The organism is Streptomyces sp. NPDC005775, from assembly GCF_042871565.1.
Classification (GTDB): Bacteria; Actinomycetota; Actinomycetes; order Streptomycetales; family Streptomycetaceae; genus Streptomyces.
In genome coordinates, this window is record NZ_JBIAIU010000022.1 from 19,362 (window position 1) to 43,595 (window position 24,234).

The window sequence follows — 24,234 nt, forward strand, 5'->3', positions numbered from 1 at the left end:
TCCGCCCTCCCTCAACTCGGCCTGGGAAGCTGCTTGTTGATGAAAAGGCCGTCCGCGGTGACGCAGACCTCCCCGCCGGCCCGGATCTCGCCGACCGTACGGATCCGCGAACCGTCTACCGAGACCTGGCGTCCGGTGACCGTCAGCGGCTCGAACAGCGGTGTGGGCCGCAGATAGCGCAGCGTCAGTTCCGCGGTCATGCCGGAGGGGCCGCCCCAGTGGTTGGCCACACCCAGCGTGTGGTCGAGGAGCAGCGCCGAGACACCACCGTGCACATGACCGGGCGGTCCCTGGTACGCGAGGTCGAGCGTGACGACGCCTTCGATGGAACCGTCGTCCTTGCCGTGCAGGTGCAGCGGCGGTGCCAGGGCGTTCTGCGGACCGGTGACGGGGTCGTACCGGGTGACGCCCTCGCCCTGCCACATCTCGACCAGGCGCCGGCGCGTGGGGAGCGCCTTCTCCGCCAGCCCGTCCGCGACCGCGTCGAGCCGGGCGGCGATCCCGTCCATGTCGGCGCCGGTTCCGTCGCCCGCGCGCAGCAGGGCCGTGACCACCCGGCGGGCGGCGGCGACGGCCGCGTCGACCCCGTCCTTGTGCGGTTCCGCGCTGAGGCGGGGGCCGGTGACCGGTGCGGTGCTCTCGTCGCAAGGGGCACTCATGCCGTCACCGTCGCCGTCGCGTGGGTGAGCACGGGCGCGTCGCCCCGCTCGGGGCAGGCGACGTGCAGCGCGAGCTGCCGCGTGCCGTCGTCGGCCGGTTCCTGGCGCCATACGGAGGTGGCGAGGGTCTCGCCGGGGACGAGCGGGCCGGCGAAGCGCACGGTGAGGCCGGTGAGGCGGCTGACGTCGCCGTCGAGAACGCCGTCGACGAGGGCCTTGCAGAGGAGGCCGTACGAGGCGAGCCCGTGCAGGATCGGACGGTCGAACCCGGCCTGCCGGGCGAATTCCGGGTCGGCGTGGAGCGGGTTGAGGTCACCGTTGAGCCGGTACCACAGGGCCTGCTGGGGGCTGGTGGCGGACGTGAGCACCGTGTCCGCGGGACGGTCGGGTGCCGTCCAGTCCTCCGCCGGGCCCGGCTCTCCGCCGAAGCCCCCCTCGCCGCGGGCCCAGATGCGGGTGGTGGAGGTCCACATCGGTGCGCCATCGGCGTCCGTGGCCATGGACTCCAGCACGATGAGCGCGGCCTTGCCCTTGTCCCGGAGCTCGGCGACGCGCGAGGAGAGCGTGGCGGTGCCCGAGGCCGGCAGGGGCCGGTGGACCTGGAGCCCCTGGCCGGCGTGGAGGACGCGTCGCAGGTCGATGTCGATGCCGGGCAGGTGGAAGCCCGGCGGGTGGGCCTCGCCCGCCGAGATCCCGGACCCGGCCACCATGGCGAAGGTCGGCAGCACGCCGAGGCCCTTCTCGTACGTCAGGTGCAGCTCCGGGCCGGTGGCCGCGTCGGCACCCGCACCCAGGCTCAGGTGGTACAGGAGCACATCGCGGGTGGTCCAGTGGATCTCGTGGACGGACGGGTCCGCCGTCAGCGCCTTGTCACGGTCGATCGGCATGGTCAGCCTTTCCGGGTGGGCTCGGGGTCACGGGGCAGGCCGAGCATGCGCTCGCCGATGATGTTCAGCTGGACCTCCGTCGTACCGCCCGCGATGGACAGGCTCCGGGCCATGAGGAACTGCCAGGTGGCGTCGAAGCGTTCGCCCTCGCCGGTGAGCGCGGCGGAGCCCTGCCATTCCATGCAGGTCTCCCAGACCCGCTGCTGGTGTTCGACGCCGAGCAGTTTGGAGACGGACGCCTCGGCGCCGGGCTGCTGCCCGGAGACGGTGCGCAGGGTGGTGCGCAGCGCGAGGACGGCGCCGGTCTGGGCGTCGCAGAGGTGGCTGCCGAGCGTGGTGAGCTGCTCGTCGTCGAGGCCGTCCGATGCGGCGGCGATCTCCAGCAGGGCCTCGGCGCCCGAGCCGACCGAGTCGTGGGAGAGGGCGACGCGCTCGTTGGCGAGCGTGGTCCGGGCGAGCTTCCAGCCGGCGCCCGGCGCCCCCACGAGCAGGTCGTCGGCGATGAACACCTCGTCGAGGAAGACCTCGTTGAACTCGGCCTCCCCGGTGATCTGCCGCAGCGGCCGGATGTCGATCCCGGGGCTCGTCATGTCGAGGAGGAAGTAGGAGATCCCCTTGTGCTTCGGCACGTCGGCATCCGTGCGGGCCAGGAGGACGCCCCAGTGCGCGTCGCGGGCCATGGAGGTCCACACCTTCTGCCCGGTGATCCGCCAGCCGCCGTCGGCCTTCTCGGCGCGGGTGGTGAGCCCGGCGAGGTCGGACCCCGCGCCCGGTTCGCTGAACAGCTGGCACCAGCGGATGTCGCCGCGCAGGCTGGGGGCGAGGAAGCGCTCCTGCTGGGCGGGGTCGCCGTGGGCGATGAGCGTGGGGACGACCCAGCCGCCGATGATCATGTCGACGGGCGTGAGGTCCGCGGCCTGGAGCTCCTGGGCGATGACGAGCTGGTCCACCGGGCCGGCGCCCTTGCCCCAGGGGGCCGGCAGGTGCGGCGCGGTGTAGCCGTGGTCGGCGAGGTGGGTGAGCCGGTCCTTCCCGTCCAGGGCCGCGGCTGCCCGCAGTTCGGCGCGGATGTCCTCGCGTACGGCTTCGGCCTCGGCCGGCAGTTCCACGCTCAGGGTGCGGCGGGTGCCGTCCAGGGTGAGGCGGGCGACGCGTCGGCGCCAGGCGGCGGCCGGACCCAGGGCGATCCGGAGGGTCTGGGCGCGGCGCAGCGCGAGGTGGGCGTCGTGCTCCCAGGTGAAGCCGATGCCGCCGAGCACCTGGATGCAGTCCTTGGCGGCGGAGAACGCGGCGTCGACGGCGACCGCCGCGGCGACAGCGGCGGCCAGGGATGCCTCCGCCCGGTCCACCACGTCGTGTGCGCGGGCGGCGTCCCAGGCGCAGGCGCGGGCCTGTTCGGCCTGGGCGAGCATGCGGGCGCAGCGGTGCTTGACGCCCTGGAACTGGCCGATGCGGCGCCCGAACTGCTCGCGCACCCGGGCGTACTGCGCGGCGGTGCTCACGCAGCGGTCGGCGAGTCCGGCGGCTTCGGCGGCGAACAGCGTCGCGGCGAGGTCCGGGGGCGTGCGCGGGTCGAGGTCCAGCAGATCGGTGGCGGGGACCGGCACCGACCGTACGGTCACCCGGGAGGAGCGGCGGGTCAGGTCGTGGCTGCGGACGTCGGTGGTGTCGACGGCGGCGCGGGGCAGCACCAGCCAGGTGGTCCGGCCGCCGTCGGACGCGGGCAGCACGAACACGTCGGCGAGGTGTCCGCCGATGACCAGCTCCGAGGTGCCGGAGACCGTGACCGTGCCGTCGGCGGCGCGGGCCAGGGCGAGGGTTCCGGCGCCGAGCCCGACCGCGCCGAGGGTGGTGCCGGCGGCGAGCGCGGCGAGGTAGGTCCGGTGTCCGGCGGCGTGCAGGACGGCCGAGGCGAGGGTTGTCGGCAGGAAGGGCCCGGGGGCCGTGGCGCGGCCCAGTTCCTCGGTGACGACGGCGAGTTCGACGAGTCCGTACCCGGCGCCGCCGTCCTCCTCTGGCAGGTGCAGCCCGAGCAGACCCTGTCCGGCGAGGCCGCTCCAGTGGGCGGGGAGGGTCTCCTTGTCGGCGTCGGCCGCCGCGCGGAGGGTGTCCTCGGTGATGTGCCGATTGGCGAAGGCGCGTACGGCGTCGCGCAGGTCCAGGTGCTCCTGGGTGAGTCCGATGGTCATGGCGCGCCCCTCAGATGCGTTCGATGATCGTGGCGGTCGAGTGCGCGCCGCCGGCGCACATGGTGATCAGCGCGGTGGACTTGCCCGTGCGCTCCAGCTCGTACAGGGCCTGGGTGAGGAGCCGGGCGCCGGTGGAGCCGACGGCGTGACCGAGCGCGATGGCGCCGCCGTTGACGTTGACCTTGTCCATGTCCGCCTTGTGGACCTGCGCCCAGGACAGGACGACGGAGGCGAAGGCCTCGTTGATCTCGACGAGGTCGATGTCGGCGAGCGTCATCCCGGCGTTGCCCAGCACCCGTTCGGTCGCGGCGATGGGCCCGTCGAGGTGGTAGTACGGGTCGGAGCCGACCATGGTGGAGGCCACGATCCGGGCACGGGGGCGCAGCCCTTCGCGCGCGGCGCGCTCCCGGCTCATGAGCAGGACGGCGGCGGCGCCGTCGCTGATCTGGGAGGAGTTCCCCGCGGTGTGGATGCCGTCGGGGAGTACGGGCCGCAGGGCGGCCAGCGCCTCGGGGGTGGTGTCGCGCAGGCCCTGGTCCCGGCTGACGAGGGCGGTTTCGCCGGTGGGCCCCTCGGGGCCCGGTACGGGGGCCTGGATCTCGATGATCTGCCCGGCGAAGCGGTCCTCGGCCCAGGCCCGGCCGGCCTTCTGCTGGGAGACGAGGCCGAGGGCGTCCGCGTCGGCCCGGGTGATGCCGCGGTTGCGGGCGATGCGTTCGGCGGCGGTGAACTGGTCGGGCATGTCCAGGCCCCAGTCCTCCGGTGCCGGGGAGCCGCTGCCGGGGGTGAGCGCGGCGCCGAGGAAGACGCGGCTCATGGATTCGACGCCGCAGCCGATGCCGGTCTCGATGGCACCGGAGGCGATCAGGGCCGCGACCAGGTGCACGGCCTGCTGCGACGAGCCGCAGGCGCAGTCGATCGAGGTGCAGGCGGTGGTGTACGGCAGTCCGGCATGCAGCCAGGCGTTGCGCGTGACGTTGTTGGACTGCTCACCGGCCTGGGTGACGCAGCCCCCGATGACCTGCTCCACGGTGTCGGGGGCGAGACCGGCGCGCGCCAGCAGGCCCTTCTGGGCGAGCCCGAGGAGTTCGGCCGGGTGGAGTCCGGACAGGACGCCGCGGCGCCGGCCGACCGGTGTCCTCGCGGCTTCGACGATGACGGCCTCGGTCATGGCTCTCCAAAAGGTGTGGGGGCCCGTGGGCCCGGAACACTGAGAGCCCAAAACTAGAATTCGTTCTTGAAACAAGCAAGGGTCAGTCCCGCTCAGTGGCCCGGCCCGCCCACGGAAGAGCGGGCGGCGCCGTCAGAGGTGCGATCCGCCGTCGGCCCGGAGTTCCGCCCCGCCGAGCGCGTCGGCCGCCGCCCGCACGCTCTCGATCACCGCGTCCTCGTCGGCGCCGTCGGCGAGGCGGGTCACGATCCGCCCCGGTGAGCAGGACTGTCATGCCGTCGAATCGGTTCATCAGGGGCTCCGTCGCCGTGTCCTGCGGTGGACGAACCGGCGGACCGTACGCACGGCCGACGGCACCACGAAACCCCGGTCCCACCGGCCGGGACCGGCCCTCGACGGGCCCCCGGGGGCCGGTTCCGGTCAGTGGGACTCCCCCGGCCGGGCGCCAATGCACGGGCCTACGGTCCGGGAACCTGGAAACCATGCGTCCTTAAGGGGATGAGAGAACGTGAGCGCAGTCGAGTCAGCTCCCGACGACGTCAGGGCCATCGAAGCCACAGCGGCACCCACGCGTTTCGCGCGCGGCTGGCACTGCCTGGGCCTCGCGGAGAAGTTCAAGGACGGCAAGCCCCATTCGGTGCGGGCGTTCGGCCAGAAGCTCGTGGTCTTCCAGGCCGGGGACGGCACGCTCAGCGTGCTGGACGCCTACTGCCGCCACATGGGCGGGGACCTCTCCCAGGGCAGCGTCAAGGGTGACGAGGTCGCCTGCCCGTTCCACGACTGGCGCTGGGGCGGTGACGGCCGCTGCAAGCGGATCCCGTACTCCAAGAGGGTTCCGCTGCGGGCCCGGACGTCGTCCTGGACGACGCTGGACCAGGACGGCATGCTCTTCGTCTGGAACGACCCGGAGGGCAATCCGCCGCCCGCGGACGTGGCCATCCCCCGGATCGAGGGCGCGACGAGTGACGAGTGGACCGACTGGCTCTGGTACGAGACCACCATCGACGCCAACTGCCGCGAAGTCGTGGACAACGTGGTGGACATGGCCCACTTCTTCTACGTCCACTACTCGTTCCCGACGTTCTTCAAGAACGTCTTCGAGGGCCACACCGCCACCCAGCACATGCAGGCGACCGGCCGCCCCGACGCCCGTCCCCAGGAGCAGGGCGACAAGCCCAGGACCACGGGCAGCGACTCGATCGCCTCGTACCACGGCCCGTCGTTCATGATCGACGACCTGACGTACCAGTTCGACACCGGCGACCAGCAGGTGGTCCTGATCAACTGTCACTATCCGGTCGACGCAGACCGGTTCGTGCTGCAGTACGGCATCATCGTGAAACGCTCGGCGTCGATGGAGGGAAGCCAGGCCGACGACCTCGCGGCGGGCATGGCCCAGTTCATCAGGCTCGGCTTCGAGCAGGACGTCGAGATCTGGCAGAACAAGGCCAGGATCGACAATCCCCTGCTCTGCGAGGAGGACGGCCCGGTCTACCAACTGCGGCGCTGGTACGAGCAGTTCTACGTGGACGTGGCCGATGTGAAGCCGGAGATGACCGACCGCTTCGAGTTCGAGCTGGACACCACGCGGCCCGTCGAGGCATGGCAGAAGGAAGTCGACGCGAACCTCGCCCGCAAGGCTGCCGCCGCCGAGGGCCGGCCGGTCTGATGCGGGTCGACAACCGGCTCACCGACAGCGCGCCGATGCGGCCCCTGACGTGCGACCGGTGCGCGGCGCGGGTACTCGTACGCAAGAGCAGCCTGCAGCAGACGAGTGTCCAGTGGGACGGCCGGGCGGTGGCCCGCTGCGCGGAGCGCGAGGGCGCCGGGGCGGCCTTCGACGGCTGCGGCTCGATGCGTGACACGATCCGCGAGGCCGTGCTGCGGGGCACGATCGAGCTCGTGGACGACGACGGGGGCGGGCCTGCGTCCGGCAGCTGACCCCTGAAGGCACGGCGAAGGAGGCCGGGTACGCGTACCCGGCCTCCTTCACTCGCGCGAACTCAGTTGCCGGCCGCCGCGGCGGCCCCCGCGCGCCGCCCGAAGAACGTCCCGTCACCGAGCGAGGTGCCGCTGATGTATCCCTCGCCGTGGATGCCGGAGGCGGCCCGCCCCGCGGCGTAGAGCCCGGGGACGGGGCCACCGGACAGGTCGAGCACCACACCGTCCACCGTGGTGTGCAGCCCGCCCAGGGTGAACCCGGCAACGCCCGTTCCGGCACCCGCAGGGGGGCGGCCGCCCAGACCTGCCCGCGGATCGACCGCCGCGAACGGCCCGCTCAACGGCCGCAGCCAGCGCGGGTCCTTGTGGAAGTACGGGTCCCGGCCGCTCGCCGCGTGCGTGTTGTACGTGCCGACCGTGGACTCCAGGGCGCCCGGCGGCATCCCGAGTTCGGTCTCCAGCTCCGCCAGGGTCTCCGTGACGAACCGGGGAACCACACCGGCGCGCTCCGCCTCCGGAATCGACTCGTACCCCTCCTCGTCGATGATCACCCAGTAGGGGGCGGGCTGGGTCAGCACGGCGGCCACGCTGAACAGGCCGGGGTACACGTCCTCGTTGATGAAGCGCTGTCCGTGGGCGTTGACCAGCATGCCCCGGGTGACCATCGCGGGAAGCGCGGTCAGTGCCAGTTCGACCACGCCCATCCTCCGGGTGGCGGCGCCCAGCGCGGCGGCCATCCGGATGCCGCTGCCGTCGTCCAGCCCGTCGCTGACCTTGTCGTGGCCGATGAGGTGCGGGGCGTGGTCGGCGAGCATCTCCTCGTTGTCGGCGAACCCGCCCGTGGTCAGGACGACCCCCTTGCGGGCGCGGTACGCCAGATCCTGGCCGTGCCGGCGCGCGGTGACGCCGACGACCCGTCCGTCGTCGTCGGTGATCAGCGCGGTGACCAGGGTGTCGGCGTGTACGGCGGCCCCGGCCCCCTCGGCGGCGGCGACCAGTTTCTCCATCACCAGCCAGCCGCCGAACGCCTCGGTCTCACAGCGGTGGCCGCGCGGCGCCGGACGGGCGATCTCGTTGTACGGCCAGGCGTTCTCGCCCAGCCACAACAGCCCGTCCTCGGTGGTCGGCATCCAGGTCGGCGCGTCCCACAGGGTCGGCCGGAAGGTCAGCCCCCGGTCCACGAACCACTGGAAGTGGTCGGCACTGCCGTCGCAGTACAGGCGCAGCTTCTCCTCGTCGGCGTGCGGCCCGAGCGCGGCACGGAGATAGGCGAACATGTCGTCCGCGCTGTCCTCGAAACCGCACGCCCGCTGCACCGGGGTCCCGCCGCCGAGATACAGCTCGCCGCCGGACAGGGCGGAGGACCCGCCGGGACCACCGGCCCGTTCCAGTACGAGGACGCCGGCGCCCGCCGACGCCGCCTCGTACGCGGCGGCGGCTCCCGCGCATCCGAAGCCGACGACCAGCACGTCGGTCTCGCCGTCGTAGTGCTCGACGGTCCCGGCGGGGACGGGTGTCACCGGCCGGGTGGTGCTCATGAGGCCGACCCGGGCGGGGTGAAGGCCGCGAGCGGTTCGGAGCCGGACCAGTCGTGGCCCCAGTAGCTGTCGGCGGTGATCTCCTCGGCGGTGTAGTGCGTCTCGTCGACGCGCATCCCGTCGTAGCCGTACTCCAGGTCCCAGCCACCGGGCGCGCGCACGTAGAACGACACCATCTTGTCGTTGGTGTGCCGGCCCAGGGTGGAGGAGAGCGAGAAGCCGAGCTTGCCGACATTGTCGAGGGCGCGGCCGACGGCGTCGAGGCTGTCCACCTCGACCATCAGGTGCACCAGGCCGGGTGCCTCGCCGTGCGGGGCGCCGCAGACCGCGAGGCTGTGGTGGCGTTCGTTGACGCCCATGAAGCGCACCCGGCGCGGTGGGGCGTCCGGCGACCGGTCACCGACCCGCATGGCACCGCGGGGCAGGAATCCGAGCACTTCGGTGTAGAAGGCGATCGTCTCGTCGGGGCGGGTGGTGGGCAGGACGATGTGTCCCATCCCCTGGCCGCCGGTGACGAACCGCTGGCCGAGCTTGGTCACTACGGGGCTGTGGTCGAGGATCGGGGCGTAGAACACCTCGACGGGCACTCCCGCCGGGTCCTCGAACGTGAGGGCCTCCTCGACGCCCCGGTCGTCGGCCTCCTCCCGTCCGAGCGGCTTCACCGCCGTACCGGACGCCTCGACGGCGCGGCCGACGGTGGCGAGCGCGAACTGGTCCCGCACCTCCCAGCCGACCGACAGCACCCGGTCGCTGTCGCCGGGCAGGACGACGAGGCGGGTACGGCGCTCGTCCATGCGCAGGTACAGACCGTCCGGGTCCGGACCGGAGCCTTCGGCGAAGCCGAGGGCGTCCACGGCGAGTTCGCGCCAGCGTGCGATGTCACGGGTCTGGACCCGGAGGTAGCCGAGTCCGCGGATCTGTGTCATGAAGTTCCTCTCTGAACCGCTCTGCTTCCGGACGAAATCGTCAGATCATCGAACGCATCGGGCCCTGCGGCGGCTCGATGCCGATCTCGGTGAGGGCCGAGGCGTGGAAGACGGATCCCGGCACGTGGATGGCATGCGTGAGGCCCACGTGCGCGTCGCGCCAGAACCGCTGGATCGGGTTGTCCAGCCGCATCGCGTTGCCGCCGGAGCGCGCGACTGCCTCGTCGACCGCGCGGACCGCCCGCCACGCGGCGGCTGCCTGGGTGCGCCGGCCGACGGCACGGCGCTCGAAGCTGATCTCCTGGCCGACGGCGACCGCGTCGTAGATCTGGCTGATGTTGTCGAGCAGCGCCGAACGGGAGGCCGCGATCTCGGCCGCGGCCTCGCTGATGGCGTAGAGGACGTACGGGTCGTCCTTCACGGCCTGGCCGGTGATCTGCACCCGGGTGCGCTGGTAGTCGAGGTGGTGGGCGAGCGCGCCCTCACAGATGCCGATCACCGCGGCGGTGATGCCGAGCGGGAACGCGGCCGAGAAGGGCAGCCGGTAGGCGGGGTTGGTCAGCCCCGCCTCGACGGCCAGCGAGCCGTCCACCACCTTGTTGAACTCGATGACGCGGTAGTCGGGTACGAAGGCGTCCTTGACGATGACGTCCTTGCTGCCGGTGCCGCGCAGTCCGACCACGTCCCAGGAGTCCTCGACGATCTCGTAGTCGGCGCGCGGCAGGATGACGTGCACGGACCGCGGGGGGTTCAGGCGCTTGCCGTCGGCGTCGGCGAGGAAGCCGCCGAGGAAGATCCAGCGGCAGTGGTCGGTACCGGAGGAGAACTGCCAGCGGCCGTTGAAGACGTAGCCGCCGTCGACGGGCCGCAGCAGGCCCATCGGCGCGTACGGGGAGGCGATCCAGGTGTCCGGGTCCTCGCCCCAGATCTCCTCCTGGACGCGGGGATCGGCCATCGCCATCTCCCACGGGTGGACTCCGACGACGCCGGTGACCCAGCCGGTGGCCCCGTCCAGGGCGGCGATCCTCATGACGGTCTCGGCGAACTCGCGCGGATGCAGTTCGAGACCGCCGTGCGTCTTCGGCTGGAGCATGCGCATCGCCCCGACGTCGCGGAGGATCTTCGCGGCCTGGTCGTCGAGCCGGCCGAGCGCCTCGTTGGCGGGGCCGAGCGCGCGGATCTCGTCGGCGCGGGCCTCGACGGCTTCGAGTACGGGATTGGTCATGGCTGTTCTCACTTCCCCGAGGAGTTCTGGGTGGCCCCGGACCGCTTCTTCGCCGCGAGGGCGACCGCGATCTCGATGAGCTGGTCCTCCTGGCCGCCGACGAGCTTGCGGCGGCCGGCCTCCATGAGGATCTCGGCGCCGGAGACCTGGTAGGTGGCGGCCTGCCGGGCGGCGTGCTTCAGGAAGCTGGAGTAGACCCCGGCGTATCCCATCGTCAGGGAGAGCCGGTCGAGCAGGCATTCGCCGTCCATGACGGGCCGCACGACGTCCTCGGCAGCGTCGATGATCTTCAAGACGTCGATGCCGGTACGGATGCCCAGCTTCTCGGCCACGGCGGCGAATCCCTCGACGGGGGTGTTGCCCGCGCCCGCGCCGAAGCGGCGGGTCGATCCGTCGATCTGGGTGGCTCCGGCGCGTACCGCGAGGACCGAGTTCGCGACACCGAGGCCGAGGTTCTCGTGCCCGTGGAAGCCGACCTGCGCGTCGTCGCCGAGTTCGGCGACCAGGGCGGCGATACGGTCGCCGGTCTGCTCCATGATGAGGGCGCCCGCGGAGTCGACCACGTACACGCACTGACAGCCCGCGTCGGCCATGATGCGGGCCTGCCGGGCCAGCACCTCGGGCGGTTGGCTGTGCGACATCATCAGGAAGCCGACGGTCTCCAGGCCGAGTTCGCGGGCCAGCCCGAAGTGCTGGACGGAGATGTCCGCCTCGGTGCAGTGGGTGGCGATCCGGCAGATCGCGGCGCCGTTGTCGGCGGCCTCGCGGATGTCGTCCTGGAGGCCGAGCCCGGGCAGCATCAGGAACGCGATCTTCGCCCGGCGGGCGGTCTTCACCGCGGCCTTGATGAGCTCCTGCTCGGGTGTGTGACTGAAGCCGTAGTTGAAGGACGATCCGCCGAGGCCGTCGCCGTGCGTGACCTCGATGACGGGCACACCCGCGTCGTCGAGTGCGCCGACGATGGACGTGACGTGGTCGACGGTGAACTGGTGCTGCTTCGCGTGCGATCCGTCGCGCAGGGACGAGTCGGTGACGCGGATGTCCAGGTCGGAGCTGTAGGGCATGGCTCGTGTACTCCTCGGTGAGCGGCGGTCAGGCGCCGGCGCGGCGGGCGGTGATCCGCTGGGCGAAGCCCTCGCCGACCCGGGTGGCGGCGGCGGTCATGATGTCGAGGTTTCCGGAGTACGGCGGCAGGAAGTCGCCCGCGCCCTCCACCTCGACGAAGACCGCGACCCGGGCGAGCCCGCCGCTGACCGCGGTCGGCCCGTCGAACTGCGGCTCGGCGCGCAGCCGGTAGCCGGGAACGTACGCGGCGACCTCGGCGACGGTCTCCTGGATCGAGGCGGTGACGGCGGCCTGGTCCACGTCGGCGGGGACGGCGCAGAAGACGGTGTCCTGCATCAGCATCGGCGGCTCGGCCGGGTTGAGGATGATGATGGCCTTGCCCTTGGCGGCGCCGCCGATCGTCTCGATGCCCCGGCTGGTGGTGAGCGTGAACTCGTCGATGTTGGCGCGGGTGCCGGGCCCCGCGGACGGCGAGGCGACGCTCGCGACGATCTCCGCGTAGGCGACCTCGGTGACCCGCGACACGGCGTGCACGATCGGGATGGTGGCCTGGCCGCCGCAGGTGATGAGGGAGACGTTCGGCGCGTCGAGGTGGTCGCCGAGGTTGACGGCGGGCACGACCGCCGGGCCGATGGCGGCGGGGGTCAGGTCGATGGCCTGGATGCCGAGTTCGGCGTACTTGGGTGCGTTGGCCCGGTGGACGTACGCGGACGTGGCCTCGAAGACCAGGTCCGGACGCTCGTCGCCGGCCAGCAGCACGTCGACGCCTTCGGCGCTCGCGTGCAGGCCGTGATCGGCGGCGCGCTTGAGGCCCGGGCTCTGTTCGTCGATGCCGATCATCCAGCGCGGCTCGATGTCGGGCGAGCGCAGGAGCTTGTACATCAGGTCGGTGCCGATATTGCCGGATCCGACGATCGCGGCGGTCGCCTTGGTCACGGTTCGAACCTCATCCGGGTCGAGTGGGAGCGGAGAACGGGTACGGGGGCGGCGGCTCAGCCGTCGTAGGTGGCTTTCAGCCGGTCGCTGAGCGGGCGGGCCTGGCAGGCGAGGATCAGGCCGTCGGCGAGGTCGGTCGCGTCGAGGACGTCGTTGTGTCCCATCGCCACCTCGCCCTCGGTGAGGACGCAGGCGCAGGCGCTGCAACTGCCCTCCCGGCAGGAGTACGGCGCGTCGATTCCGGCGGCGAGCAGCACGTCGAGCAGCGGGGTGTCCCGGGGCCAGTCGACGGTGTGGCGCACGCCGTCCAGCTCCACCTCGGCCGTGCTGACGGGCCCGGCGGTGTCCGGCCGGGGTACGGGCTCGCGTTCGGCGAACGGGTCGCCGGTCAGTGAGGTGAAGCGCTCCACCGTGATCCGGTCGGGCGGGAGGCCCAGTCCGGTGAGTACGCCGGCCGCCAGGTCCATGAAGGGCCCCGGTCCGCAGACGAAGGCGGGGCGTCCGGCGGAGGGGCGGGCCAGGGCGCGCAGGCCGGTCGCGGTGGGCCGGCCCTGGACGGACTCCAGCCAGTGCAGGACGGTGAGCCGGTCACCGTACTCCCGTGCCAGGTCGGCCAGTTCCTCGCGGAAGATGACGGACCGCTCGTCGCGGTTGGCATAGAGGAGGGTGACCGCGCCGGTCCCCGCGTGCAGGACGGAGGTGAGGATCGACATCACCGGGGTGATGCCGCTGCCCGCGGCCAGCAGCAGGAAGTCGCCGTCGAGCGAGTCGGGGGTGAAGGTGCCCGCGGGGCGCAGCACCTCCAGGGTGTCGCCCTCGGTGACGTGGTCGCAGATCCAGTGCGACGCGTACCCGCCGGCTGTGCGCTTGACGGTCACCTTCAGGTGCTCGTCGCGCACCGGGGAGCTGCACAGCGAATAGCAGCGGGCAGCCCCGCCGGGGCGCTCGGAGGGCACCCGGACGGTGAGGAACTGACCGGGCCGGTAGGTGAACCCGGCCCGGTCCCCGTCCGCCGGTTCCAGGACGAGCGAGTGCGCGTCGGCCGTCTCCCGGATCACCTTGACCACGCGTACGGTCAGCGGCGCCGGGCTCATGGTGTGCCTCCGCCGGCCCGGGCCCCCGGGCAGGCGGCGGCGGCCGCGTGCCGGGCCGCGATGTAGCCGAACACGATGGACGGGCCGATGGTGGCGCCCGGTCCGGCGTACTCGTTGCCCATGACGGCCGCGGAGGTGTTGCCGGTGGCGTACAGCCCGGAGATGACGGAGCCGTCCTCGCGCAGCACCTGGCTGTGCTCGTCGCAGACGAGTCCGCCCTTGGTTCCGAGGTCGCCCACCTCGATCCGGATCGCGTAGTAGGGGGCCTTGTCGAGCTCGTCGAGGTTGGGGTTCTTCAGCGTCGGGTCGCCGTAGTACCGGTCGTAGGCGCTGTCGCCGCGTCCGAAGTCGGTGTCCACGCCCGACCTCGCGAAGCCGTTGAACCGTGTGACGGTGTCGGCGAGCGCGTCCTCGGGTACGCCGATCTTCCGGGCGAGTTCCGTGAGGGTGTCGGCGCGGTGCACGGTGCCGTTCTCGTAGAACGCCTTGGGGAACGGCAGGCCGGGCAGGATCTGCGCGAAGGGGTAGCGGGCACGGGCCTTCGCGTCCATCACGAACCAGGCGGGTGTGTGCCCGCCGTCGAGCTGGTCGTGGACGAAGTTGACGTACGGCGAGGACTCGTTGGTGAAGCGCCGGCCGTTCCCGGAGACGATCACCGACGGGGGGATGCACCGCTCCGAGACGAGCGGGATCGTCGCGCCGGCCGGATGGTGCACGGACGGCATCCACCAGGCGTCGTCCATGAAGTCGAGGGCCGCGCCGAGGGCCTGACCGGCGACGATGCCGTCACCGACGTTCTCGACGACCCCGGCGGAGTGGATGTCCCGGCCGCCCTCCGGCAGGTACTCCTTGCGCATCTGCGCGTTGTGGTCGAACCCCCCGGTGGCCAGGAGGACACCGTGCCGGGCGCCGACGCGCACCGTCCTGCCGTCGCGTTCGACGACGATGCCGGTGACCTTGCCGCCGGCGTCGGTGACGAGCTCGGTCATCGGGCTCTTGAGCCACAGGGGGATGCCTGCGTCCTTCAGTGCCATGCGCATCCGCGCGACCAGGGCCCGGCCACCGGTCGCCATGTGGCGGCGGCGGATCATGTTGGACGAGACCCGCCACGCGGCGGTCAGGGAGGCCCGGCGTCCGCGCCAGGTCCGCTTGACCATGGCGAGGTCCCGGTAGTCCTTCGAGGTGATCCACAGCCCCAGCGGGCCCTTGAGGCTGTTGGGCCGCTGGTACTTCTCGTCCTCGCCGAGCTTGCGCGTGTCGAAGGGCAGCGCCTCGATGGACCGGCCGAGCGGACGGCCGCCGTCGTACTCGGGGTGGTAGTCGGCGTAGCCCTTGACCCAGTAGAACCGCATCCAGCGGCTCCTGCCGAGGAGCTCCATCGCGGCCGGGCCCTGTCCGACGAACGCGTCGAGGCGTGCGCCCGGCACCCGGTTCTCCGTGAGCCGGTCGAGGTACTGGCGGATGGAGGCCGGGCTGTCGTCGTGGCCCTTGGCCCGCAGGGTCGGGTTGTTGGGGATCCAGATGCCGCCCCCGGAGACGGCGGTCGAGCCGCCGTACTTCTTGCCCTTCTCGACCACGACGGTGGTCAGACCGCTGTCGGTGGCGGTCAGGGCCGCGGCCATGCCGCCCCCGCCGCTGCCGACCACGACGAAGTCGAACTCCTCGTCCCAGGCTCCCTGGGCCGCGGCGCTCACGCCGCGTCCTTGCGGGTGAGGAAGGCGAGGACCGCACTCTCCCAGGCGGCCTTCTGTTCGATCATCACCCAGTGCCCGCAGTCGGGGAAGACGTGCAGTTCGGCGTCGGGGATGGTACGCATCGGCAGGATCGACATGTCGATAGGGCTGACCCGGTCGTCGCGGCCCCAGGTGAGCAGGGTCTTCGCGCGGAGCCGGTGGAGCATGGCCCAGTAGGGCGCCTCGTCGGACGCGGCGGCTGCGGCGGAGCGCGCCGCGAACGCCTTGCTGCCGTACATCCGGCGGGCACTGGCGAGCGTCTCCGGGTCGGTGGCCTGGGCCCAGCGCTCCTCGATGAGCTCCTCCGTCACCAGGCCGGGGTCGTACACCATGGAGTGCAGCCAGCGGATCAGCCCCTCGCGGGAGGGTGCGTCGGTGAACTCCGAGAGCAGCTTGATGCCTTCACCGGGCCCCGGGCTGAACAGGTTCCGGCCGATGCCGCCGATCGTCACGAGGCGGCGCACCCGGTCGGGGTGGGCGAGCGCGAACTGCGTGCCGATGATGCCGCCCATCGAGTTGCCGATGACGTCGGCCTGCTGGATCCCGAGCCCGTCCAGGAAGCAGGTCACGGACGAGGCCGCCGTCGCCATGGGGTGGCCGTCGGCCGGGTCGCTGACCCCGAACCCGGGGAACTCCAGGACCAGGCAGCGGAAGTGCTCGGCGAACGTGCCCAGGTTGTGCCGGTAGTTGCGCCAGCCGGTGACGCCGGGGCCGGAGCCGTGCAACATCAGCAGGGGCGGGCCGTCACCGGCCTCGTGGTAACGCAACACACCCTGATCGGTGGCGAGTTCGCGCCGTGTGGAGTCATGGCTCAGCGCCGTCATCATCCCTGCCTCGGTTGACCTCGGTGTCCGGTGGGCCGGCCCGGGCGGTGGTCCTCCGGGCGGCGCGTGGGTGCCGTGTGAACGGTTCCTGGACGGTAACCACGGCCCGGCAGGCCGGGCGGGGGGCGTCTCGGTCAGCGGGATGCGCACGGTCGCCGGAGTGCGGGCGGCCCGCGCCGGCCTGCGGCCCTGAGCCGTTCCACTCATCGGGAACTGCCGCCCGGCCCTTCGGAAAGCTGTCCTACTTTCGGCCCCCTGCCCGGCCCCGGGCACACCACCGCACCGTCCCCGTCGAGGTGAACCCGATGACCGCACAGCCCCTGTCCGCGCCGGAGGCATGCGAGGAGACCGAGCCGAGCCCCGCACGGATGCGGCACACCATGGGCACCTTCGCGTCCGGGGTCACGGTGGTGACCGGGATCGGCCGGGACGGCGTCCCCGCGGGATTCGCGTGCCAGTCGTTCGCTTCGGTGTCGCTCGAACCGGCCCTGGTCCTGTTCTGCGCGGACCACCGGGGGCGGGCGTGGCCGAGGATCAGGGAGGCGGGCCGGTTCGCCGTGAACATCCTGGCGGAGGAACAGACGGATCTCTGCGGCCGGTTCGGCTCGAGCAAGGGCCGCAAGTTCGAAGGGCTGGACTGGGAGGTCTCCCCCTGGGGGACGCCGTCCCTGCCCGGCGTCCTGACCCGGGTGCACGCCGATGTGGACGACGTGCGCGGCGCGGGCGACCACGATGTGGTGGTGGGCCGGGTCCTCGCCCTGGAGACCGTGACCGACCGGCAGCCGATGATCTTCTTCCGCGGCGGCTTCGGTGTCGGCAGTCCCGCGGCGCCCCCCGGCCCGTGGGGCTGGGGCGACCACTGGGGGTGAGGGGCGGCGACCCCGGCCCCTCGTACGAATTCCACCGGGTGCGGTCCACCCGGCCGCAGTACGGGCTTCCCCGGCTGCGGTCCGCCCCGGTCGTATACGGGTTTCCCGGCCGCGGCCTACTGCCAGTCGCCGTACTGTCCCGCGGCGAGCAGGCGGTCCATGGCCTGCGGGGACCACGTCTCCTCCGGCACGGCAGCGGTCCGGCGCGCCGCCCTGACCGGTCCCTCCGACTCGGGGAACAGCTCACGCGACACCTGCCGCGCCGCGTCCACGACCAGCGGGGCCACCTTCTCCAAGGGGGACCAGGCGTCCCCCACCAGGGAAATCGCGGCCACCGGTCCCTCGGGCCCGCGGACGGCGGCGGCGACGCAGGCGATGTCCGGGAAGCACTCGCCGCGCTCGAAGGCGAGGCCGTGCCGGCGCCGGATGCGGTTGAGTTCCTGGTGCAGGGTGTCGAGGTCGGCGATGGTGCGCTGTGTCAGGCGCCCGATGGACTCTGCGGCCCTGACCTCGACGTCCTCCGGTTCGAGCCAGGCGAGCATGGCCTTGCCGAGCGCGGTGGAGTGGGCCGGGGCCCGGCCGCCGACGCGGGAGGGCACGGCCGCCGCGAAGCGGCCACCGACCTTGTCGAGATAGAGCACCTCCGCCCCGTCCAGGACTGCCAGGTGGACGACCAGGCCGGTCTGGATCTGCAGGTGGTGCAGCCGTGCGGCCGCGGCCTCGCGGATCCTGCCGTGCGCGCCGTCCCCGCCGCCGAAGCCGAGGGCGCGGCGCCCGAGTCCGTAACCGAGGGCGGTGTGTTCGAGCCAGCGCAGCCGTACCAGTTGGTCGAGTATCCGGTGCGCCGTCGACCTGGGCAGCTGCGTGGACCGGGCCACTTCCTCCAGCGAGAGCCGAGCCGTCCGCCCCTCGAAGACGTCCATGATCAGCGTCACGCGCTCGACCATCGACGGTGGCAGCTCGCGACGAACCGGGGCATGCACCTGGGGTGCGTCTTGGACAGCCGTCATGGGTGCCTCCAGTCACAGACTGAAATGAATTCTTGTTTTCCGGAATGTAACAGCGCTCCCCGAGCCCAGTGAAGGGATGCGCGCCGCCTCTTTCGCCCGCGCGTGGCGCCGACGGCCCGCGAGCCACCCCTGACCAGCACCTTCAAGAGAATTTTGCCCAGGGAGCAAAATTGCATAGCATGCACCTTCATGAGTGCCGACGACCCGCCCCTCGGGCTGCGCGAACGCAAGAAGCGCGCGACGCGCGACGCCCTTGCCGACATGGCGCTGCGCATGGCCGCGGACCGCGGGATCGAGAACGTGACCGTGGAAGCGGTCACCGACGCGGTCGGCGTCTCTGTACGTACATTCTTCAACTACTTCCCGTGCCTGGACGACGCGATCACCCGCCCCGGTCACGAGAACGCCGAACGGACCCGTCGCGCCGTACTGAACGCCCCCGAACACCTCACGGCACTCGAAGCCCTCAGCGAGGCGCTCGCCCAGGAGCTCGCGCAGATCGAGGAGGACCACGAACGCTGGGCGCTCCAGGCGACGGTGCTCAGGTCGAGCCCTTCCCTGCTCCCGGGATTCCTGGCCGCCCAGGGCGCCGACGAGCGCGCCCTGGTCGCCGTCCTGGCCGAACGCCTGGGCCAGGACCCCGAAACCGATCTACAGCCCCGGCTGCTCGCACACGTGGCGATCGCCGCCGTGCGCGCCACGGTGGAGGTCTGGGCGGCCTCCGGCCGCACCCGTACGTTCCAGAGCCTCTACCGCGAGGCGTTCGCCTCGCTGGCCAGCGGCTTGAAGACCTGACGGCCCGCATCACCGGGACTTCACCCGCCACCGCGGAACCACGCTTCACGGATCCGCTCGGCACAGAAGAGCCACCACAGAACCACCCGCCACAGAACCAGTCAGCACAGAACCAGTCACCAGAGAATGAGGAACGTCAGCCGATGACCGCTGCCGTCACACCCGAAGCCGGTACCGCCGGCGAGCCCGAGGGGCCCGCGTCCGGCATGACGCGCCGTCAGATACTCCAGGCCATGTCCGGCCTGATGGCCGGAATGTTCGTGGCCATCCTGGCCTCCACCGTGGTCTCCAACGCCCTGCCCAGGATCATCTCCGATCTGAACGGCAGCCAGTCCGCCTACACCTGGGTCGTCACGGCCGAGCTCCTCGCCATGACGGCGACCGTCCCGATCTGGGGCAAACTGTCCGACCTGTACGACAAGAAGCTGCTCATCCAGCTCTCACTGTCGATGTTCGTCGTCGGCTCACTCGTCGCCGGCTTCTCGCACAGCGTCGGACTGCTCATCGTGAGCCGCGTCGTGCAGGGCATCGGCGCGGGCGGCCTCACGGCGCTCGCCCAGGTCGTCATGGCGGCGATCATCCCGCCGCGTGAACTCGGCCGCTACTCCGGCATCTTCGGCGCCGTGTTCGCCGTCGGCACCGTCGCGGGCCCCCTCATCGGGGGCGTGCTCGTGGACACCTCCTGGCTGGGCTGGCGCTGGTGCTTCTTCATCGGTGTCCCGTTCGCGCTGCTCGCCATCGTGCTGCTCCAGCTGACGCTGAAACTGCCCACGATCCGCAGGGAAGTCAAGATCGACTATCTCGGCGCCGTCCTCATCATGAGCGGCGTCAGCGCCCTGCTGCTGTGGGTGACCCTCGCGGGCAACCAGTTCGACTGGGCGTCGTGGCAGACCGCCGCGCTCGTCACCGGCGGCGTGGTCCTGCTGGCGACGGCGGTCCTGGTCGAATCCAGGGTCCAGGAGCCGATCATCCCGCTGACCATCTTCCGTAACCGCACCGTGGCACTGACGACGGTCGCGAGCCTCCTGGTCGGCGTCGCCATGTTCGGCGGCACGGTGTTCCTCTCGCAGTACTTCCAGATCTCGCTCGGCAAGACGCCGACCGTCGCGGGCCTGATGAGCCTTCCGATGATCCTCGGTCTGATGGTCTCCACGACCGTGGCCGGGCAGATCATCTCCTCCCGGGGCAAGTGGAAGGGCTTCCTGATCGCGGGCGGCGTCATCATGACGGCGGGCATGGGCCTGCTGTCGACGATCGGCGCCGACTCCTCGTTCGTCGTGCTCAGCATCTACATGGTCGTGCTCGGCGTCGGCGTCGGCATGCTGATGCAGAACCTGGTGCTGGCGGCCCAGAACGACGTACCCGCCTCGGAACTCGGTGCGGCGACCTCGGTGCTCTCGTTCTTCCGCAGCCTCGGTGGTGCGATCGGCACGAGCGCCCTGGGCGCGGTACTCGGTCACCGGGTGGCCCAGGAGATGGAGAAGGGCTTCGGCGGGGCAGCGGACAACGGGGGTACGGGGCACAGCGTTCCCGACCTCAGCACGCTTCCCGAACCGGCCCGGCAGGTGGTCGAGCACGCGTACGGCGTCGCGACCGCGGACGTCTTCCTGATCGGCGCCCCCTTCGCGTTCCTCGCCCTGATCGCGGTGCTGTTCATCAAGGAGAAGCCGCTCAGGACGCAGAGCGGCATGGAGCGGCTCGCGGAGGAGACCGCGGCGGCGAAGGCCGCCGGCGCACCGACGCACTGATCGCTGATCGCTGATCATGGAGCCCCGCACGGCACGCGCCTGTCGCGTGTCGATGCGGGGCTTCGTCGTGACTGCGCCGGTGTCCCCGGGGCTCCGTGCCGCCGGGCGGAGCCCTGCATCATATGGGGTGGGACCGGGATGGATCGAGCGGATTTCGACCTGTCATGGTGTCGCCATGACTCCCGCCTCCGACGTACCCGCCGACGCCTCCGCGACCGCCGCCGAGCGCTTTCCCCTGCAATTCGCCCGCACCCGCCGCTTCTCGCTCGGTGTGCCCCGGCAGTTCACCGTCTCCCCCGACGGCGAACGGGTGCTGTTCGTCCGGACCACCTCGGGCACCGACCCGGTGAGCAGACTCTGGCTGTACGAGAACGGCGCGGAGCGCCTGCTCGCCGATCCCCTCGGGCCGGGCTTCGCGGACGACACCCCGGGCGAGGTACCGCCCGAGGAACTGGCCCGACGGGAGCGGGCCCGCGTGACCTCGTCGGGGGTGGTGTCCTACGCCACCGACGCCTCCGCCCGGCTGGTCGCGTTCGCTCTCCGGGGCGTCCTCTGGGTGGTGCGCACCGGCGACGGCGCCCCGCACCGGGTCACCACGGCCGGCCCGGTGGTCGATCCGCGCCCCTCCCCCGACGGCACCCTGATCGCGTACGTCTCCGGGGGTGCGCTCCGGACGGTACGGGTGGACGGGACCGACGACCGGCCGCTCGCCGAACCCGACGGCGAGCACGTGACGTACGGGCTGTCCGACTACGTGTCGCAGGAGTCGATCGGGCGCTCGCGCGGCTACTGGTGGTCGCCCCGCGGCGACGCGCTCCTGGTCGCCCGGGTGGACACGGCGGAGGTCCGGAAGCGGTACATCGCCGACCCCTCGGACCCGGAGCGGCCGCCCCGGGTGGTGGCATACCCGGCCGCCGGCACGGCGAACGCGAAGGTGTCGCTGCATCTGATGCGGGTCTCCGGGGAGCGGATTGATGTCCGCCTGCCCGAGGAGGCGGGGGACGGGCACCCTGAAGACGTGTGGACGGACCGGGCGTTCGAGTACGTCGTGGCGGCGGGCTGGGACGGTCACGGGCCACTCGTCTCCGTACAGACACGGGACCAGCGGTCGGTCCACGTCCTGGAGGTGGACGAGTCCTCGGGCGCGACCCGCACCGCGCACCGGACCCACGATGCCGCCTGGGTCGCCCTGCGTCCGGGCACACCGCTGCGCCTCACCTCCGGAGCGCTCGTCGTTCCGGCACGGCCGGGCGGCGACACGCAGGGGCTGAGCGTCGGCGGCGCCACGACACCTCCGGGCCTGGAGGTCCGCGAGGTGATCGGCGCGGCGGGCGGGCGGGTGTTCTTCACGGCGGGCGAGGAGCCGACCGAGATCCACGTCTGGTCGTACGCCACCGGTGATCCGGACGGGGGCCTCGCACGCGTCAGCAACGCGCCCGGTGTGCACACGGCGGCGGTCGGCGGTGCGACGGTGGTCCTCGACAGCAGGACGCCGGACGGCCACACGGTCACGGTGCTCCGCGCCGGCGTGCCGACGGGCAGCATCGCGGTCCTGGCCGAGGAACCGCTCGTCGCCCCGCGGCCGCTGACCTTGAGCCTGGGCAAGCGGGAGCTGCGCAGCAGGCTCTACCTGCCCTCCTGGCACCGGCCGGGCGACGGGCCCCTGCCGGTGCTGCTCAGCCCCTACGCCGGCCACGGCATGCAGGTCGTCCTGGAGGTGCGGGCCTGGTGGACCGCGGTCGCCCAGTGGTTCGCCGAGCAGGGGTTCGCGGTGCTGGTGGCCGACGGACGGGGCACACCGGGGCGCGGGGAGGCGTGGGAGAAGTCGGTGCACGGCGACCGGTTGACGGCTGTGCTGGAGGACCAGATCGACGCGTTGCACGCGGCGGCCGCCCTGCACCCGGACCTCGACCTGACCCGGGTGGCGATGCGCGGCTGGTCGTTCAGCGGGTATCTGGCGGCGGCGGCCGTGCTGCGGCATCCGGAGGTCTTCCACGCGGCGGTGGCGGGCGCGACCCCCGCCGACCGGCGGCTCTACGACACGCACTGGGAGGAACGCTTCCTCGGCCACCCGGACGTGCAGCCGGGGAACTACACCCGCAATTCGCTCCTGGACGAGGCGGCGGCACTGACACGGCCGCTCATGCTCGTGCACGGACTTGCCGATGACAATGTGGCCGTGGCGCACACGCTGCGGCTCTCCGCAGCGCTGCTCGCGGCGGGCAGACCGCACACGGTCCTGCCGCTGTCGGGCGCCGGCCACCTGGTCGGCCAGGAGCGGACCGCGAGCAATCTGTTGCTGCTGGAGCGGGACTTCCTGAGGAAGTCCCTGGGGCTTTGAACACAGATCACCGGCCGCGCGTACCCCTGGACGAAGCGTCGGAGCCGAGAACACCGTGGAAGGAAACACCAGCATGAGCGCATCGCAGGACCACGAGGTCGCCATCGGACGCCGGACCGTCGTCACAGCGGCCGGCGCCGTCTCCGTGGCCGCCGTACTGACCGCGTGCGGCGGCTCGAAGGAGGCGGCCGGTGCCGGTGCCGTCAAGCAGGCCGACGACGGCGGGGACGGCGGCGGGGGCCCCGTCATCGCGAAGACCGCCGACATCCCGGAGGGTGGTGGCAAGGTCTTCGCCGAGCACGGGGTCGTGGTGACACAGCCGGCGGCCGGTGAGTTCAAGGCGTTCTCGTCGAAGTGCACCCACGCGGGGTGCGCGGTCTCCAGCATCTCGGACGGCGCCATCAACTGCCCCTGTCACGGCAGCAAGTTCGACGTGGCGACGGGTGCGGTCAAGGCAGGTCCCGCGACCACCCCGCTGCCCGCCGCCGCGATCGCGGTCGAGGGCGACTCGATCAGCCTGGCGTCGTAGCGTCCCGGCTGTCCTGCCGCCTCGTGGCCCGTCCGCCCAGCCAGCAGCCGAGCAGGTCGTCGGTCGCGGTGACGGTGGCGACGAGGGCGAGGGTGTTGCGGATCATCGCGGGGGTGTACGCGGCGGGCACCCCCGCGATGGCGTCGGACGGCACCACGGCGGTGTACCCCCGGTTCACCGCGTCGAAGACCGCGTTGGGAATGGCCACGTTCGCCGATACACCGGTGATGACCAGGGTGCGACAGCCGAGATTGCGGAGCAGGGCGTCGACGTCCGTACCCGCTATCGGCGAGAGCCCGTGCAGCCGGCGCACGACGAGGTCCTCGTCCGCCACCTCGATGGGATCGGCGATCCTGACCGCCGTGCTGCCGGAATGCTGCTGTACGGGGAGCCGCCCCGCCGCACGGAAGAGACGGGCGTTGTTGTTGGCGCCGCGGCCGTCCGGGCGGCGTTCGGCGACCGCGTGCAGGACCTGGACGCCCGCCTCGTGGGCGGCCGACACCAGTCGTGCGACATTGTGCAGGGCGCCGGACGACCTGGCCTCCTGGGCCAGTTCGGGCAGCGCGCTGCTGGGCCCCACCACACCCTGCTGGCACTCCACCGTCAGGAGCACGGTGGTGGCCGGATCGGTCTGTTCGGCTAGCTGTTGCCTGGACGGCACGACTGCCCCTCTCGGTGACGGACCGGGCGCGCGAGGCTAACCGCCATTGCGTGATGAAGGAAGAGGCCCCATGATTCCTGCCACCTAGTCAGC

21 protein-coding genes are annotated in these 24,234 nt (G+C 71.9%); 7 read left to right on the plus strand and 14 right to left on the minus strand.

The window, feature by feature from the left end; translation table 11 throughout:
- Nucleotides 1-11: 11 nt before the first annotated feature.
- The 4 genes from ACFYPA_RS34975 to ACFYPA_RS34990 are packed head-to-tail and all read right to left on the minus strand — an operon-like array spanning nt 12 to nt 4,906.
- The gene (locus ACFYPA_RS34975) at nt 12-659 is read right to left on the minus strand and encodes a PaaI family thioesterase (RefSeq protein ID WP_359086130.1); all 648 of its coding nucleotides are present in this window, start codon (nt 657-659) and stop codon (nt 12-14) included.
- Entirely contained in the window at nt 656-1,546 is an 891-nt protein-coding gene (locus ACFYPA_RS34980) for a MaoC/PaaZ C-terminal domain-containing protein (protein WP_389136592.1), read from the minus strand. The genes ACFYPA_RS34975 and ACFYPA_RS34980 overlap by 4 nt, the downstream gene beginning before the upstream one ends.
- 2 nt (nt 1,547-1,548) lie before the next feature.
- Complete coding sequence (locus ACFYPA_RS34985) at nt 1,549-3,735, minus strand: acyl-CoA dehydrogenase (protein WP_389136595.1); 2,187 nt, start codon at nt 3,733-3,735, stop codon at nt 1,549-1,551.
- A gap of 10 nt (nt 3,736-3,745) precedes the next feature.
- A complete protein-coding gene (locus tag ACFYPA_RS34990; protein ID WP_359086135.1) occupies nt 3,746-4,906 on the minus strand; it encodes a steroid 3-ketoacyl-CoA thiolase in 1,161 nt (386 codons plus the stop codon).
- Between the two features lie 508 nt (nt 4,907-5,414).
- Here ACFYPA_RS34990 and ACFYPA_RS34995 point away from each other — a divergent pair.
- On the plus strand, nt 5,415-6,575 hold the full coding sequence (locus tag ACFYPA_RS34995) for a Rieske 2Fe-2S domain-containing protein (protein ID WP_389136599.1): 1,161 nt from the start codon (nt 5,415-5,417) through the stop codon (nt 6,573-6,575).
- A complete protein-coding gene (locus ACFYPA_RS35000; protein WP_389136602.1) occupies nt 6,575-6,847 on the plus strand; it encodes a ferredoxin in 273 nt (90 codons plus the stop codon). Before ACFYPA_RS34995 ends, ACFYPA_RS35000 begins: the two co-directional genes overlap by 1 nt.
- Nucleotides 6,848-6,909: 62 nt before the next feature.
- On the opposite strand, the gene ACFYPA_RS35005 is transcribed toward ACFYPA_RS35000, so the two are convergent.
- The 8 genes from ACFYPA_RS35005 to ACFYPA_RS35040 are packed head-to-tail and all read right to left on the minus strand — an operon-like array spanning nt 6,910 to nt 16,191.
- Nucleotides 6,910-8,385, minus strand: coding sequence for an FAD-dependent oxidoreductase (locus ACFYPA_RS35005; RefSeq protein WP_359354769.1), 1,476 nt, complete (start codon nt 8,383-8,385; stop codon nt 6,910-6,912).
- Entirely contained in the window at nt 8,382-9,311 is a 930-nt protein-coding gene (locus ACFYPA_RS35010; protein WP_359086142.1) for a VOC family protein, read from the minus strand. Before ACFYPA_RS35010 ends, ACFYPA_RS35005 begins: the two co-directional genes overlap by 4 nt.
- 40 nt (nt 9,312-9,351) lie before the next feature.
- Nucleotides 9,352-10,536, minus strand: coding sequence for an acyl-CoA dehydrogenase family protein (locus ACFYPA_RS35015; RefSeq protein WP_389136605.1), 1,185 nt, complete (start codon nt 10,534-10,536; stop codon nt 9,352-9,354).
- 8 nt (nt 10,537-10,544) lie between these two features.
- The gene (gene dmpG, locus ACFYPA_RS35020; protein ID WP_359086146.1) at nt 10,545-11,600 is read right to left on the minus strand and encodes a 4-hydroxy-2-oxovalerate aldolase; all 1,056 of its coding nucleotides are present in this window, start codon (nt 11,598-11,600) and stop codon (nt 10,545-10,547) included.
- A gap of 28 nt (nt 11,601-11,628) precedes the next feature.
- Complete coding sequence (locus tag ACFYPA_RS35025; protein WP_389136608.1) at nt 11,629-12,537, minus strand: acetaldehyde dehydrogenase (acetylating); 909 nt, start codon at nt 12,535-12,537, stop codon at nt 11,629-11,631.
- Between the two features lie 56 nt (nt 12,538-12,593).
- Complete coding sequence (locus tag ACFYPA_RS35030) at nt 12,594-13,631, minus strand: 2Fe-2S iron-sulfur cluster-binding protein (RefSeq protein ID WP_389136611.1); 1,038 nt, start codon at nt 13,629-13,631, stop codon at nt 12,594-12,596.
- Entirely contained in the window at nt 13,628-15,325 is a 1,698-nt protein-coding gene (locus ACFYPA_RS35035) for an FAD-binding protein (protein ID WP_389136613.1), read from the minus strand. The genes ACFYPA_RS35030 and ACFYPA_RS35035 overlap by 4 nt, the downstream gene beginning before the upstream one ends.
- Entirely contained in the window at nt 15,322-16,191 is an 870-nt protein-coding gene (locus ACFYPA_RS35040) for an alpha/beta fold hydrolase (RefSeq protein ID WP_389136616.1), read from the minus strand. The genes ACFYPA_RS35035 and ACFYPA_RS35040 overlap by 4 nt, the downstream gene beginning before the upstream one ends.
- Before the next feature lie 302 nt (nt 16,192-16,493).
- On the opposite strand from ACFYPA_RS35040, the gene ACFYPA_RS35045 reads away from it, so the two are divergent.
- A complete protein-coding gene (locus ACFYPA_RS35045) occupies nt 16,494-17,057 on the plus strand; it encodes a flavin reductase family protein (protein ID WP_389136618.1) in 564 nt (187 codons plus the stop codon).
- A 116-nt stretch (nt 17,058-17,173) separates the two neighbouring features.
- On the opposite strand, the gene ACFYPA_RS35050 is transcribed toward ACFYPA_RS35045, so the two are convergent.
- Entirely contained in the window at nt 17,174-18,004 is an 831-nt protein-coding gene (locus ACFYPA_RS35050) for an IclR family transcriptional regulator (protein WP_359315806.1), read from the minus strand.
- A gap of 252 nt (nt 18,005-18,256) precedes the next feature.
- On the opposite strand from ACFYPA_RS35050, the gene ACFYPA_RS35055 reads away from it, so the two are divergent.
- From ACFYPA_RS35055 to ACFYPA_RS35070, 4 genes are all read left to right on the plus strand, one after another.
- Nucleotides 18,257-18,862, plus strand: coding sequence for a TetR family transcriptional regulator (locus ACFYPA_RS35055; RefSeq protein ID WP_359086157.1), 606 nt, complete (start codon nt 18,257-18,259; stop codon nt 18,860-18,862).
- A gap of 143 nt (nt 18,863-19,005) precedes the next feature.
- Nucleotides 19,006-20,610 carry an MDR family MFS transporter gene (locus ACFYPA_RS35060; RefSeq protein ID WP_359315500.1) on the plus strand — a complete coding sequence of 535 codons (1,605 nt, stop codon included), beginning with the start codon at nt 19,006-19,008 and terminating at the stop codon, nt 20,608-20,610.
- Nucleotides 20,611-20,785: 175 nt separating this feature from the next.
- Nucleotides 20,786-22,951 carry a prolyl oligopeptidase family serine peptidase gene (locus ACFYPA_RS35065; RefSeq protein WP_389136623.1) on the plus strand — a complete coding sequence of 722 codons (2,166 nt, stop codon included), beginning with the start codon at nt 20,786-20,788 and terminating at the stop codon, nt 22,949-22,951.
- A gap of 73 nt (nt 22,952-23,024) precedes the next feature.
- Nucleotides 23,025-23,480: a Rieske (2Fe-2S) protein gene (locus ACFYPA_RS35070; protein ID WP_359315494.1), complete on the plus strand. Its 456-nt coding sequence runs from the start codon at nt 23,025-23,027 to the stop codon at nt 23,478-23,480.
- Here ACFYPA_RS35070 and ACFYPA_RS35075 read toward each other — a convergent pair.
- On the minus strand, nt 23,464-24,141 hold the full coding sequence (locus ACFYPA_RS35075) for a cysteine hydrolase (protein ID WP_389136626.1): 678 nt from the start codon (nt 24,139-24,141) through the stop codon (nt 23,464-23,466). The two genes, ACFYPA_RS35070 and ACFYPA_RS35075, sit on opposite strands and share 17 nt — an antisense overlap.
- Between the last annotated feature and the right edge of the window lie 93 nt (nt 24,142-24,234).